Raw genomic sequence first — 14,665 nt, 5'->3', positions numbered from 1 at the left:
TGAACCGTTTTCAGGCAATAATTTAGATCATCTAGTTTTCAGTAGAGTTTTGTGAATCTTAGAACCATATTGTAGTGCTTTCTTTCGTTTGTTACAAGAAACTTCTGGGACACCAACTTTTTTTGCTAGTTTTCTTATCATGTGTTTACGATAGATATCTTCTGAATCTGTAATTTTGTCTGAAATTGGTACAGTCTTTGCATAGTCAATGAAATCTGGTGAGAGTAATGGTTGCAGAATTTGTATTCCAAATTCAGATGCAATCATGTTTACTGCCTTCATCATTTTGAGTTCATTGTCCAGTTTTGCCTCCATGACTTCATTGATTTTGGATTCACCACCGGAATATGCCTCTCTATACGCATTATAGCCACAAAATAGCTCGTCAATTCCGTTTGCAGTGACTACCGTACCAATCCCTAAACTCTTTGCAAGCTTTGACACGTAATGAAATGCAATACAGTTTTCATTCCAGGAGAGATTGTCAGTTTGTATTTTTTCATGAATACCAGATGAGATTGATGGAAAAGTTTCTGGATCAATTTCTAAGACATGATGAGGGTAATTCAACTGTTCATTGACCTCTTTTGCAAACAAGATATCATGAGATTCTGAAAATCCAATTGTAAGTAATGTAATATCATAGTTCATGTCTTTGCAAATTTTAGAGATTAATGTGCTGTCAACGCCACCTGAATATGCAATTCCAATTTTTTTGTCTGTAACTGTTTGAGTAATGGAATCTTTGATTTTATCAAAGAGTTCCTGATATTTCTCATCCATGATTATTTCCTCTAAATTCTACAAAGGGTAATGAATCAATCTCTAAACTGATTCCTAGGCACAATAATTAGGATTTTAACTACTAGGATTTAGAGGATTGTATAGAAATGAATACAAAATTACTTCGCAATTTAGGAATAGCATCTGCAGTTGTAATTGTTACAATATTTGGAATAGGACTAGTGGAACAACAAGAACAAGAAATTGAACCTGTAGAAAATCAAATAGAAATAAAAAGTGAACCTGTAGAAAATCAAATAGAAATAAAAAGTGAACCTGTAGAAAATCAAATAGAAATAAAATCCACAGAATGTTCAGGAAATGCTTTGTGTTTTTCTGGTAAAATTACTCAGATAATTGATGGGGATACCGTAAAAGTCGATGGAAAGTCTATACGATTTGCACTAGTTGATGCTCCGGAATTAAAATACGATGGAGGACAAGCAAAACAATTTGTCGAACAAGTTTGTCCAGTTGGTTCAGAAGTCATAGTTGATCAGGACGATGATCAACTTGTAGATAAATACGGTAGAATGTTAGGAGTGATTTATTGTAATGATATGAATCTAAATAAAGAGATACTTGATTCAGGTATCGGGGATCTTTATTCAGCATTTTGTGATCAAAGTGAATTTGCCACTCATTCTTGGGCAACAAAACATGGATGTAACAATTCAGAAGATGAAACAAATCAACAAACTCAAAACTGTGACTCGTCATATCCGGACTTTTGCATTCCATCTTCACCACCTGATTTAGACTGTGGTGATATTTCTCAGAAAGATTTCACAGTATTCCAACCAGATCCACACAAATTTGATGGAGATAATGATGGAATTGGATGTGAATCATAATAGTACCTATTAATTTAGATGCAACATACAATGAATCATGAAACTATCACAAGAAGAGATTACAGAAGAACTCAAAAATCTACCAGGATGGAGTGTAGTAAATGAGAAACTGCACAGAGAAATAGAATTTGAGAGTTTCAATCAGGCATTTGGGTTTATGACCAGAGCTGCAATGGAGATTGAAAAGATGAATCATCATCCAGAGTGGTTTAACGTCTACAACAGACTAGTAATAGAATTGACGACTCATGATGCAGGTGGCATTACAAAAAATGATATCAATTTGGCCAGAATCCTAAATTCTCTAGTATAATACCAACTTTTTTCATTTATTGAAATTTGCGACTAGATAATGTGTTCCCAGTTTAAATGAGGCATTTATTCCCAGTTTGTATGTTAGATAATACAACTGATACAATTTTTATCGGAAAAAAGCCGTTAATGTCATACGTTACTTCTGCAATAATTCAATTAGCTACATTGGATAAAATTACTATCAAGGCCAGAGGACACAGTATTGGACTTGCAGTAGACGTCACTCAGGTTCTATTAAAGAAAACAGATGCATTTGAAGTAGGGTGTGTAAACATTAGTTCTGAATCACTTGAATCTCAAGATGGAAGAAATAGAGATGTATCTACTATTGAAATTCCAATCTCAAAGAGAGTAAAATAAATGAAATACAGTTGCAGAGATTGCAAATTTACTTGGGAAGGATTTTCTGATACATTTGATAAAGTACTAGCACACGAAAAAACTCACAAAAAAGGAATATCTCATGGTAATCTGTAACAAGTGCTACAACGAGCACCATGATCAATGTATGGGAAAAGCTGGAATGTTTGATTGTGGATGTACCTGCTCAAAGAAATGACTTACAACACTAGTATGTCCAGTCTAAAGACTGGGATGGAATCTAAAAAAATAACATCCCTTAAGTGCGATGAACTGGGAAGTGAATCATGACAAAAAGAATAGAAGAAGAATTAGCAGAGATGAATAGATTAAAGAGATTAGAATTAGAATTCCTGTTTTTTAAGACCAAGATGGATTCAACAATGTACAAGAAATTTCGTGATGCATTGACCCTTGATGGCACTATATCTGAAGATACTGTACTAGGAGATGCAGACGTTTTAGAGTCTCAAAATTCTGATGAGAATCCATCTCATGAAAAAATTCCAATAAAAAAGGTGGCGGCATAAAAGCAACTTTCATGGTAACTTTAACAAAAGATTCTAACTGTTTGCGTTGCGGAAAAAATTCCCTGTTAACGGATAATGTTACAGGAGAACAGTTTTGTAGCAAATGCGGATATGTTGTCTCTGAAAAAGTAAACGAGTCAGGTCCAGAGTGGAGATCATTTCAAACTGAAAGTGGTGCAAATCCTGCAAGAACTGGTGCTCCCTCTTCACTTTTGATGCACGATATGGGATTATCTACTGTAATTAATCCAATTAACAAGGATGCGACTGGCAAGCCTTTGTCATCTTCTATGAAAAGCACTATTGAGAGATTAAGGACTTGGGATAGCAGAAGTCAATCCCATGAATCTGAGGACAGGAATCTAAGACAAGCACTCAACGAACTAACTAGAATGAAAGACAAGATTGCACTCTCTTCAAACGTACTTGAAAAGGCTTCGTACCTGTACAGAAAAGCATTGGAGAAAAAACTGGTGCGCGGAAGATCTATTTCTGCAATGATTGCAGCATCCGTTTATGCAGCATGCAGAGATACTGAAACTCCTAGAACTCTAAATGATGTCGCAGTTGCTGCAAATGTCAAACGTAAAGACATTGCTCGATGTTATCGATTATTGCATTATGAATTGCAGCTAAAGATGCCTGTTGTAAATTCCATACAATGTATATCAAGAATTTCAAGCAAGCTGAAACTCTCTGAAAAAATCAAGCGGCACGCAATCAAAGTACTTCAAGAAGCTCAAGACAACAAAGAATCTGCAGGAAAAGACCCAATGGGACTTGCTGCAACTGCACTATACATTGCTTGTTTGAAATATGGCGGTGCTGTTACTCAACGAGATCTTGCAGAGGCTGCAGGAGTAACAGAAGTAACCATAAGAAACAGATTCAAAGGATTCAAGAAACAACCAAGTTTCAAGTTGAAATCATGACTTGACAGGCCCTTTTAGGCACAAAAATTTCAGAATTTATATAATGACTCTGGGGCAGATGACTTTACATGGCAACAAGTCCCGCAGTATTGGATTCTGATTTCAAATATATCGACAAGAAAGGAAATTTGCTGAGAACTCGAACAGAGTTGACAGTAGCCCAGATGCTAGACTTTCTTGAAGATGATTACCAATACAATCACAAGGTTACTCTAAAAAATGGAACAAAAGTTACAGTTGATTTTAAAACTGCAAAAGGACTAATTGAGGTAATTGATAATGAAGACGACATTACAAAATACAAACAGATCAAAGAAGACTTTCCTGAACAAAAAGTAATGGCAATCGGACACGGAAAATATGCTGCACAATTAAAAGAGTTACAAGACATTGTATTTTATGATAAAACACCACAGACTGGTTCTATCTTTTTAGATGATGCGTCATTTGCATTTGATTATGCACACATACTACCACTAGTTGAGAAATGCTCCATTTTACATGGACACACATCATCTGTAATGGTGGAATTAGTAGGACAGATGAAAGACAACCTGTTACTGGACTTTGGTGTTGCAAAAAAAATCATCAAAGAAGTATTAACTGCATTTGATCACAAGTTTTTCATTAACAGAAAGTATGTGATATCTGAAGACGACTCTCACTATGTAATAAAATTTGAAGGACCTAAAGGAATGTTTGAGTTGCAAGTTCCAAAACATACGACCTATCTTTTAGAGGGCGAGGCAACTGTTGAAAATCTTTCAGGTGAGCTTATCAAATTATTGGCACCTAAAATGCCATCAAATGTTGAAGCTGTAGGTGTTTACATTTACGAGGGATACAACAAAGGCTCTCACATTATATCAAACATCTCAAAAGACAATTTGTAAAATGGACCCAAAAATTACAGAAAAGGCATGGAATCCAGAGTTAGAGGCACAGGTATTAAAAAAATGGCAGGATTCAGACCTTTACAAATTCACTCCAACTGATGATAACTACACCATAGATACGCCTCCGCCATACCCTTCAGGCAGGCCTTGGCACATTGGAGCTGCTGCTCACTATTCCCAGATAGACATGATTGCAAGAACTGCAAGAATGAATGGCAAAAACGTCTACTTTCCAATTGGAATTGACAGAAATGGTTTACCTGTAGAGTTCTACACTGAGAAAAAACACAACATCAGAATGAGGGAAACAGACAGAGGGGAATTTTTGAATTTGTGCAGAGAAGCACTAGATGACTTGGAAGAAGAGATGGTGTTGATTATGACAAACCTTGGTTTGAGTGGGGACTTGAAGAACCATTACAGAACAGATTCAGAAGAATATCGTGCACTAACACAATCTACATTTATCACATTATGGAAGGAAGGAAAGATTGTTCTAGCTACTCGACCTAACAACTATGATTGGGTATCTGGAACTACAATTGCTGATGCTGAAATTGCATACCAAGATATTCAGACAAAACTAGTCCACATGAAATTCAAAATCAAAGATACAGACAAGGAAATTATCATTGCAAGTACAAGACCAGAACTATTATGTGCATGTCGCACCATTATTGTAAATCCTGAAGATGAAAGATATGCTCCATTTGTTGGAAGTAAAGTAGTTGTACCTATTACTGGTGCAGAAGTGGAAATCAAAACTCATCATTCAGCTCAGCAAGACTTTGGTTCAGGAGCTGTAATGGTTTGTAGTTATGGTGATCAAAACGACGTTGCATTGTTTCGGGAGATGAAACTAGAAGAGATTGTTGCAATTGGTTTGGATGGAAGGATGACAGAAGCTGCAGGAGAATATGCAGGACTAAAACCAAAACAAGCTAGAGAGAAGATTATTGCAGATTTGGAAGAAAAAGGATTTGTAGAAAAAATTGAAGAGATTAATCACAGGACTCCGATTTCTGAGCGAAGCAAGATTCCAATTGAAATCATTCCAATGGAAGAATACTATCTCAAGCAGAAAGATTCTGTTGAAAAAATGCGAAAATTAGGCTCAGAAATCACGTTTTACCCCTCTATGCACAAGCAGATTTTGATGAATTGGCTTGATTCCATATCCATTGACTGGCCAATTTCTAGACGAAGATACTATGGTACAGAGATTCCTATCTGGTATTGTTCTAGTTGCAATGAACCACATGTTCCAGAACCAGGAAAATATTACCAACCATGGAAGGAAAAATGTCCTATTCCAAAATGTACAAAGTGTGGTAATGGTGAATTTACTGGAGAGGATAGAACATTTGATACATGGATGGATTCTAGTGTATCACCATTGTTTGTTACAAAGTATAACAAGGATTCAGAATTCTTTGAGAAAACTTATCCAACATCACTTAGACCTCAAGCAAAAGATATCGTAAGAACATGGTTGTATTACACACTTTTGCGTTGTGACATGTTAACAGGCAAAAAACCATGGACTGAAGCTTGGGTTATGGGATATGGTTTGGATGAGAAAGGAATGAAGATGAGTAAGAGTAAAGGAAACGCAATTGATCCATTACCAGTAATTGAAAAGTTTGGAGCTGACACATTCCGATTCTGGAGTGCAAGTGAGATTAATCACGGTTATGACTTTAGATGCAATGAGCAAAAGATAGAGTCAACCAAGAAATTTTTGAGCAAGCTATGGAATGTTTCTCGATTCTTGTCTAGTTTTACTGTAATCAAAGATGCAAATCCAACTACAGTGGATAAATGGATTTTGTCTGAATTGAATCAATTGGTTAAAGATTGCAAGAAAGGATATGATGAATACAACTTCTTTGTTCCAGCAATTGCAATTAGAGAATTTACTTGGAATCTGTTTGCAGCTCACTATATCGAAATGGTCAAAAAACGAGCCTATGGGGAGGGATTTTCAGAAGAAGAAAGAGATGCTGCCATTTACACTTTACACAAAGTACTATCAACAGTTCTAAAATTATTGGCACCGATTACGCCATTTATCACAGAACATTTGTGGCAGACATTGTATTCTGAAACCAGTATCCATACTGAAAGGCAAGCTGAGTCAGAAGAGACAGAAGATTTCTCAAAACTTACTGAAGAGGTAGTGCAGTTTAACTCCAAAGTGTGGAATGAGAAAAAGGCAAAAGAATTGTCATTAAAGGATTCTATCGCAGTGGAAGTTCCTGAGAGTTTGTCTGAATTTAAGAAAGATTTACAGTCAATGCATAATTTAGAATAATTTTTAATTCAGAACATCGTTTTAGACAAAAGATGATTCAATCTATATTTTATATATCCAATTAATGGCATAGACAAATTTCTAATATATGTAAAACATTTTCTAGGCAATTTGATCATTTTATAAGAATCGTATTGAACATAAAAGTAAGAATGTATGAAAATATTGGACTGATTAAATGATCTCTATAGGTATAGCGGCAGATAATGCAGATAAAACTCTTGTAGAAACTCTATCAGATTCACTCGAAAACCATGGATTACGATCATTACATCCAAGTCTAACATCTTTAGAAACTTTTGAAGTTGGAATAGAAAACATTGCGGGTATTTGTGACGTTATGCTTTTTATTATAACACAGAATTCAAAAGGTTTTGATTTTGAGAAAGCACGTGATGTTTTGAAAAAAAGTGAATGCGAATGCAGATTTTTAGTTTTTGATAATTCTTTGATCAAAGTTCCAGGAATCAATAACTCCTTGATCATTGATTTTACAGAATTCATAGAAGGCTTAAGCACTTTACTAGGAAGTATACATGAATCAAAATCAATTGAACTTTATGGAAAAATTCAAAATCCTTCGAAAATAAACCCATTTGGTAAAATTAGAGCCGAATTTTTTGATGGGCGTTTATTGGCAAATACGTTTCATGAGCCTGAAAAAGAAAAATATGAACTTCTTAGAGGCGAATCTGCAGTTATTTTAGAAGGTGGCAGGGGTTCTGGGAAAACAATGTTGTTACGTTCTTTGGAGGTAACAACTGCAATTGAACGTTCTGGCAAAACCAAATTTGAAGACTCTGGTTTAGAATTCTTTGGAGTGTATCTGAAAATGGATCGGGGGGGAATTATGCTTACAAGTGAAAAAGAAATTGAGCAGACGGGGGAAAAATTAAGCAAGACATTATTTATTGATGATTTTAATCTACAATTCACTGAATCTTTGATAGAAACAATTGCTGAATGCCTAAATTCTGATAGATTTACAATTGGAGCTGTAAATGAAAAAGAAATTTGCAAAAACATTTCTAAAATCTTGAACGACATTGCAGGTAGCAAAAGACCGGAATCCTGGAGTAGTCTTTTAGATTGGATAAGAGCTCAAAAAAGGGAAATTAGAAAATTTGTGGCAAGTTCCTTGATGGTTGGAGGCAATACATACAATGGAGGGTATTCTGAGGTAGATGCCATACAACAAATTTGGTTGTTAATCAGCTCCAATGTCGTTCCTCTGAATAACAAAACACTGTTCCTTCTGTTAGATGAGTATGAAAGTTTGTTGGAATCTCAACAGGTAGTCATTAACACTTTGATAAAAAAATCTAATGAAAAAGTTAGTTTGAAAGTGGCAACAAAATATGAAGGTCTGTATACAAGAAAAACACTTGTTGGACAGGATATACAAGCTGTAAACGATTATCAGAACATATCACTGGATTATGATCTTAAGGAACCTAGATCTTTGACACAATACAAGGACCTTCTAAAACACGTGTCAAAAAATCTTCTATCCGAAAACGGCTTTGATGAGACAGATATTTCGGTAATTTTACAGGACGGTGATGAGATTTTTGTAACTGATGAAAACATGAGAGAAGAGTATGAAAAAATGCTTAGTGCCAAAGGCAAAGATATTTCAGAAATAAATGAATCTATAATTAAAGAAAAAATTAGTTATTACAAAGATGCGCTTATTTTTAGAGCCCTTCGAACCAAACAAAAACGAAGAAAAAAGACCTATTGTGGATTCAATACTTTTACACATCTTTCATCAGGAATCATTCGACAGTTTATGGAATTATGTGGAATGGCATACTATCTTGCGGAACAAAATGGTGAAGAAGTTTCAAAAATGAAAACTATTTCTTCGGAAATTCAAACTCAAGCAGTTCAAAATGTTTCTTCAGGAATTCTTGAAAAAATTGCTCCAGGTATTGAAAATTTGGGCCTTACAATGCAACTATTTTTGATTGATATGAGTGATCTTTATCGAACAAAACTTCATTTTGATAACACAGAGCCTGAGACGCTTAGAATTGGGATAAAGGATCCAATTACAAATTGGCCCAAAAACTTACTCGATTTGTACAAGACAGGAATTAGAGAATCTGTGTTTCAAAAAATTGGAAATATTGATGCTACAAAACCAAGAAGTACTTCTTATTCAAGACCGCTTGAAATAATCATAAACCGTATTCTTTGTCCCGTAATGGAAATAAGTTATCATACAAGATGGCGTTCAGATTTTGGTTCATCAGAATTATCTAGAATGATTAATCCAAAAACCAAGATTGAAGAGAAAAAATCACTTAATGCTAAAATGAAAAAAGATACCTATGATTCATCCAATGAAAAAATTACAAAATGGAGTCAAGAATAGATTGAGTTCAAAAACACCACACATCAACCGAGATTTTTTCATATGTGCAGCTGGATTTGAAGATAGAACATTAGGATGTATTGAAAACATCAAAGATTTTTCACCAAAAAATTCGATAATTTTTGAATATAGACAAACTGCTGTTGAGACACCCCCCTCACTAAAAAACGAGAAAATTGTTGAAGAAAAATTGTCTAATCTTGGTGGAATTGAAGTGGTTGAATTGGATCCCTCTCACCCTACCCCAACAGTATGTAATGTATTACGAGGTATTTTTGATCAAAATCCAGATGCAAAAATCTCCATAGATATTTCCACCATGAGCAGATACTTACTATTGATACTTTTACGAGGATTACATGAAAACAATCTACTAAAAAATTCACAGTTCTTCTATACAGAACCTAAATCCTACAACATTTCTAAAAACAGACCACTCTCACTAGGAACTCGGGAAATAGAGATTATTCCAACTTTTGGAGGATATCATCATCCTCGACACAAATCACTTTTAGTGATGTTTCTAGGATATGAAGGAGACAGATCTTTTACTCTCTGGGAAAAAATAGAGCCACACAAATGTGTGTTATTGATTCCATCACCATCATATAATCCAGAATGGGAGGGAGTTACAGAAAATATTAACCGTCCTCTGATAAATGCAGTAGGAGAAAATTTTGTTGAAAAAATTCACTCCACAAACCCAATTGAAGTGCATAATTCTTTAAAAAAAATTATTTCAAAACACAATCCAAATAATGATCTTAATGTGCTTATTGCACCATTAGGTACAAAGCCCCAATCAGTCGGAGCATTTTTGTACTGCCTTTCATCTGACTTTCATCCAACAGTAATTTATTCATGGCCAAAAAAACATACAGAATATTCAGATGGAATTGGAAAAACATATGAAATTGAAATGCCCAAGTTTGAAGAAAATTAATTTTGGGATTATTCGGATTTAACTAATTGATATTTTCCAGGACTTACTCTCTCAACCAATCCTGCTTCCTTCATCTTCACCAAAATTGATCTTGATGAGCCATTGCTGAGACCAATCTTGCTTTCAAGATCTTTTACTGTCTGAGGTCCTTCTTCTTCCATAAGATTTAGAATTTTCTTTCTTAAAGGAGAAGGTGATTCGTTTCCCATAAATTAATTCAAAGATAATGTAATGTAAAAGTTTTTGATACTAATAATCTAGGGGAGTTATTTCACCATTTTTTTGAAGAAGAATCCAAATTTCTTCTTTAGAAATTTTATTTTCATCATAAGTTTTCATCATCTGCAAAAGATTTACAGCAGATATTCTGAATCCATTCACTTTGGTTTGTTTACATATCCTATCAAATCCACCAATATTGGAAAATTTTCTCCCATATACGTACCCAAAGAATCTCAAGCTATGCTTATCTGAAATCTTACTAGCCTCAGAAATGTAATCTTTCATAACTCCAACCTTGTCATTACTGCAAGAGAATCCTTTTCCTGCTTTAGAGTCAATTAGTCCAGATTCATCTCCAAATGTGATGTATCCATCAAGAAATCCTTTCTGTCCATCTGAAAGTGCAATCTTTTTTTGGTGATCTACTTTGACTCCGAACTTTGAAAAAATTTGATTCGACATTGTTTCAAATTCTTTCCATTTGTTACCGTTACCTGCAACCGCCAAGTATTTTTTTTCAAAATTTGAGTATTTTGTTTTTACAAATTCTGGAAATGCTGAAAGAATTCTTTGAATTTCAGTTTTAGAAATAAACGTATAGTTAAAAATTTCTGTTATCATTTTTGATTTTGAAATGTTTAGGTTTTTTTCTAAAATATGGACTATAGCACTTTGTATTTTTCTAATTTTGGTTTGTTCTTTTGTAACTGGTTTGCTTGTCTTTGTACTTGCTTTCTTTTTTCCAGGTAACAAACCATATCTATCAACAAAAAACTTTCTTTCTTGATTTGGATAAATATTTTCTATGGCATATTCAATATCATATTTCTTAATGGTGTCTTTCCATTTTTGTTTAGAATTTGATTCAATGAAAAGTTGATGAATTCCTCCATCTTTTTTGGAAGAAATTCCCGGAAGAAACTCTAAGTGATTTTTGAAGGTATTTGCCAAATCATTGATATATTTCTTGTATAATTTTGAATTGTGATCTTTTTTGTACTTATTTTTGTGTTTTTCATAATTCGCAATTAGTTTTTTCTCTCTGAACATCTTTATGTTTTTACATACATTTTCTAATTCTTCATCAGATGAAACAGGAAGTACGAATAGTTCAATTTCCTGAACAGTTAGATTTTTCATTTTCAATAAAACTTTGATAAGAAACCTATATGGAAAAATTTTGAATTTCGGATCCATTTTTTGGTTTTCTCTTTCTTGTGTCCGATTAGGATACTGAAACGTCAAAATTTGCTTCATCATGATTTGCATTGCAGGCTTTCCTCCTTTTGCCACGATTTTTCCTGCTTGTGTAAATCTTACAATCTTGTTTTTGTCCTCATAACATAAACCAAAAATCTTAGGTAGTGTCATCCAAGTTCTATTTCCACCGCTATCTTTTCGTACTTCACCGTAGGTCTTTATTCCTTCAACAGCTAATTTTTTCCCAAATTCTTCTTGAAGTTTTCTCGTATTTTTTTTATTCTGAAAAATTTCTTTTAACAAAGGTGTTGCGTCCATGGCACTTGTTATTTGCCTAGTTGCCCTACTCATTTGCCAAAGCTTATGTCCTGACACATGATCGATTAATATCACATGTTAATAGGCATGTTCTTGTTTTTCATGGTAATTCAGGTATAACCACCTCTCTTTTTTAGGTTAAATCAGATCAAAGACAAATTGATAAACAACATGAGAGAAATGACTGGAGAGGGTATGGCAGATTATCTTAACGTTGTAGATCTTTTTTCAGGTCCTGGTGGACTTTCGAGAGGGTTTGAAGATGCAAGAAACCACAATTTCAGATTCAAGACTGTAGCTGCAAACGACATTGATGAATCTGCGGGGAAAACTTTTCAGACGAACCACGAGGAAACAGAATTTATTCTGGGAAGCATTGCTAAAGAGGAAACCAAAAGAAAAATTATTTCTGCAGTAAAGAAGAAAACAAAAAGAACGACTGTCGACCTGGTCATTGGAGGTCCTCCCTGCAAAGGATTCTCTCTGGCAAACAAGATGACACGTGATATGAGCAATCCAATGAATCATTTGATGTATCATTTTCTAGAGATGGTCAAGAGGTTGAACCCTTCTGCATTTGTAATGGAAAATGTTCCAGGTATTCTTGCAATAGAAGACGGTAACGTTGTAAAAGGTCTTATAAAAAAATTCAATGATCTTGGATACAAAAATGCAAACTACATGTTGTTAAATGCCGCAGACTACGGAGCACCTCAAACGAGAAAACGTGCATTCATCGTAGGTTCAAAGAGCGAAATTCCAATTGAACCTCCAAAACAAACACACGGTTCAAAAGAAGAGAGGAAAAATAACCCAAAACTCTTACCACATGTCAAGCTGATTGATGCCATTAACGACCTTCCTACAATCAGATCAGGAAGCACCGAATCAAATTCTGACGAATACCTAAATCCACCAAATGAATTCCAGGCAGAGATGAGGAAAAAATCTGCAAAAGTAAAGAACCATGTAGTGACTAAAAATACGCCCATTGTAATTGAACGTATCAAGACCGTACCACCAGGAGGTAACTGGGAAAACATTCCAAGAAAGCTTATGCAAGTAGATGGAAAGTATGCAGGAATTGAAAAAGCTCACAGCATGATTTACAAGCGTCTTCGCAAAAATGAGCCCGCAATAACTATTACAAACTTTAGAAAGGGGATGATGATTCACCCAACGCAAAACAGACTTTTCTCAGTAAGAGAAGCTGCAAGAATTCAAACATTCCCTGACGATTACGTCTTTAAAGGTGGCTTGAGTGACAAGCAACAGCAAGTTGCAGATGCAGTTCCAGTAATGCTTGCAAAAAAAGTGTCAGAGTCTCTCTTGAAACACTTGCATCAAGTAATCAAAATTGCGTCTGTCTAAAAATGACCGACATATTCTCAAAAGAAAAAAGAAGCTGGGTAATGTCCAGAATCAGATCAAAGAACACCTCGATTGATCTTAAAATGAAAGACATGCTGTCTGCAATAAACTGCAATTTCACCATGTATCCAAAAATGCACGGTAATCCAGACTTTGTTTTAGATGAAAAAAAGATTGCAATATTCTGCGATGGTGATTTTTGGCACGGATACAGGTATTTTGAAAAGAAGAAACCTGCAAAAGCCTACTGGAAAAATAAAATTGAAACAAACATGAAGCGTGACAAAAAAATTTCCCGAGAATTAAGAAAAGAAGGGTGGTCTGTTCTCAGGTTTTGGGAGCATGATCTGAACAAAAGAAATCAGGTTTGCATTAACAAGATTCTGAAAAAAATACATGAGCGACAGCAATGATGAAAGTTCATTAACGCATGTTTTACACACCGTATTGTAGCCCGATAGTGTAGAGGTCAAGCATATGGGCCTTTGGAGCCCGTGACGGCAGTTCGAATCTGCCTCGGGCTAGGACCATCACTTGTTGGAATAGAATTTTAAGAAATGTGCAAGATCACTCTAAATGCCAATTTTCTTCTGATCATCTTTAATAATTTTAGAAATTCTTTGCTGAGCTTTTTCAGATACAGATATGGTATCAAAATAAGTTAGGTATCGCTCATCTTTTTTGTTCTTTTTCAGCCAATTATTCAGATGATCAATTCCAAGTTTTTGAACTCGTATCATAGAGCTTTCTAGTTTTAGTTGGATGCTGAGAATTTTAGAATCAATGTCAAAGATCATTTTTTCAATTGCTTGTTTTTGATGAAAATTTTCAGCCTTGTCTAAATTTTCACGTAACCTTGAGCGTTGAACGTTAAAACGCTGAATACTAACAAGGATAGCGTTTTCAGGATTAAGGAGTTCAGAACTACTTGCAATTTTAACATACCAGAAAATAATATCATCATTAATCGTGTTTCGATTAATCTTCATCAATTCTGCAATCTTTCTAGCTGAATATCCATACTCAAAATGCAATCGATAGACTTCATTTTGTCGCTTTATCTTTTCATCTTTAGAATACGGACCACCTCTTTTCTTAGTACTTTTAAATGATTTTCCAGATTCAATGAAATCTGAACTTACATCAAGAGAGTCTTTTGATACTTGTGCCATAATTCCATTACGTCATTATTTCTCTTCAAATGGATCATAAGTAAATTGTTGACCTCAAGTCAATGCTAAATCAAT

At 34.7% G+C, this 14,665-nt stretch carries 15 protein-coding genes and 1 tRNA gene; 12 read left to right on the top strand and 4 right to left on the bottom strand.

Annotated elements, in window-relative coordinates:
* Window positions 1-27: 27 nt before the first annotated feature.
* Window positions 28-783 carry an asparagine synthase C-terminal domain-containing protein gene (locus ACQY22_RS05000; protein ID WP_428325413.1) on the bottom strand — a complete coding sequence of 252 codons (756 nt, stop codon included), beginning with the start codon at window positions 781-783 and terminating at the stop codon, window positions 28-30.
* Window positions 784-890: 107 nt separating this feature from the next.
* Between ACQY22_RS05000 and ACQY22_RS04995 the strand changes: the two genes are divergently transcribed.
* The 9 genes from ACQY22_RS04995 (at window position 891) to ACQY22_RS04955 (ending at window position 10,307) form a co-directional block, all read left to right on the top strand.
* Window positions 891-1,637: a thermonuclease family protein gene (locus ACQY22_RS04995; protein ID WP_428325412.1), complete on the top strand. Its 747-nt coding sequence runs from the start codon at window positions 891-893 to the stop codon at window positions 1,635-1,637.
* Between the two features lie 37 nt (window positions 1,638-1,674).
* A complete protein-coding gene (locus ACQY22_RS04990) occupies window positions 1,675-1,950 on the top strand; it encodes a 4a-hydroxytetrahydrobiopterin dehydratase (protein ID WP_428325411.1) in 276 nt (91 codons plus the stop codon).
* Between the two features lie 80 nt (window positions 1,951-2,030).
* On the top strand, window positions 2,031-2,312 hold the full coding sequence (locus ACQY22_RS04985; protein ID WP_428325410.1) for a DNA-binding protein: 282 nt from the start codon (window positions 2,031-2,033) through the stop codon (window positions 2,310-2,312).
* 287 nt (window positions 2,313-2,599) lie between these two features.
* Window positions 2,600-2,842, top strand: coding sequence for a hypothetical protein (locus ACQY22_RS04980; RefSeq protein ID WP_428325409.1), 243 nt, complete (start codon window positions 2,600-2,602; stop codon window positions 2,840-2,842).
* Between the two features lie 11 nt (window positions 2,843-2,853).
* Window positions 2,854-3,774, top strand: a complete 921-nt coding sequence (locus tag ACQY22_RS04975; RefSeq protein WP_428325408.1) for a transcription initiation factor IIB — start codon at window positions 2,854-2,856, stop codon at window positions 3,772-3,774.
* Between the two features lie 68 nt (window positions 3,775-3,842).
* Window positions 3,843-4,667 carry a 6-pyruvoyl trahydropterin synthase family protein gene (locus ACQY22_RS04970; RefSeq protein WP_428325407.1) on the top strand — a complete coding sequence of 275 codons (825 nt, stop codon included), beginning with the start codon at window positions 3,843-3,845 and terminating at the stop codon, window positions 4,665-4,667.
* Window position 4,668: 1 nt separating this feature from the next.
* Complete coding sequence (locus ACQY22_RS04965; RefSeq protein ID WP_428325406.1) at window positions 4,669-6,984, top strand: valine--tRNA ligase; 2,316 nt, start codon at window positions 4,669-4,671, stop codon at window positions 6,982-6,984.
* A gap of 178 nt (window positions 6,985-7,162) precedes the next feature.
* Window positions 7,163-9,364 (top strand): hypothetical protein, encoded by a 2,202-nt coding sequence (locus ACQY22_RS04960; protein ID WP_428325405.1) that lies wholly within the window; start codon window positions 7,163-7,165, stop codon window positions 9,362-9,364.
* A gap of 1 nt (window position 9,365) precedes the next feature.
* On the top strand, window positions 9,366-10,307 hold the full coding sequence (locus tag ACQY22_RS04955) for a hypothetical protein (protein WP_428325404.1): 942 nt from the start codon (window positions 9,366-9,368) through the stop codon (window positions 10,305-10,307).
* Window positions 10,308-10,315: 8 nt separating this feature from the next.
* On the opposite strand, the gene ACQY22_RS04950 is transcribed toward ACQY22_RS04955, so the two are convergent.
* Window positions 10,316-10,516, bottom strand: a complete 201-nt coding sequence (locus tag ACQY22_RS04950) for a winged helix-turn-helix domain-containing protein (protein ID WP_428325403.1) — start codon at window positions 10,514-10,516, stop codon at window positions 10,316-10,318.
* 40 nt (window positions 10,517-10,556) lie between these two features.
* Complete coding sequence (locus ACQY22_RS04945; RefSeq protein WP_428325402.1) at window positions 10,557-12,080, bottom strand: AlwI family type II restriction endonuclease; 1,524 nt, start codon at window positions 12,078-12,080, stop codon at window positions 10,557-10,559.
* A gap of 162 nt (window positions 12,081-12,242) precedes the next feature.
* On the opposite strand from ACQY22_RS04945, the gene ACQY22_RS04940 reads away from it, so the two are divergent.
* The 3 genes from ACQY22_RS04940 (at window position 12,243) to ACQY22_RS04930 (ending at window position 13,942) form a co-directional block, all read left to right on the top strand.
* Complete coding sequence (locus tag ACQY22_RS04940; protein ID WP_428325401.1) at window positions 12,243-13,418, top strand: DNA cytosine methyltransferase; 1,176 nt, start codon at window positions 12,243-12,245, stop codon at window positions 13,416-13,418.
* Window positions 13,419-13,420: 2 nt separating this feature from the next.
* Window positions 13,421-13,831 carry a very short patch repair endonuclease gene (locus ACQY22_RS04935; protein ID WP_428325400.1) on the top strand — a complete coding sequence of 137 codons (411 nt, stop codon included), beginning with the start codon at window positions 13,421-13,423 and terminating at the stop codon, window positions 13,829-13,831.
* Between the two features lie 38 nt (window positions 13,832-13,869).
* Window positions 13,870-13,942: transfer RNA gene (locus ACQY22_RS04930), tRNA-Gln, on the top strand.
* A 48-nt stretch (window positions 13,943-13,990) separates the two neighbouring features.
* Here the strand turns inward: ACQY22_RS04930 and ACQY22_RS04925 are convergent.
* Window positions 13,991-14,590 (bottom strand): hypothetical protein, encoded by a 600-nt coding sequence (locus tag ACQY22_RS04925; RefSeq protein ID WP_428325399.1) that lies wholly within the window; start codon window positions 14,588-14,590, stop codon window positions 13,991-13,993.
* Window positions 14,591-14,665 lie beyond the last annotated feature (75 nt).

The organism is Candidatus Nitrosopumilus sp. (assembly GCF_965263415.1).
In the GTDB taxonomy this organism is placed as follows: Archaea; Thermoproteota; Nitrososphaeria; order Nitrososphaerales; family Nitrosopumilaceae; genus Nitrosopumilus.
The sequence above is the reverse complement of the archived record's forward strand: the minus strand, read 5'-3'. Positions and strand labels throughout refer to the sequence as shown.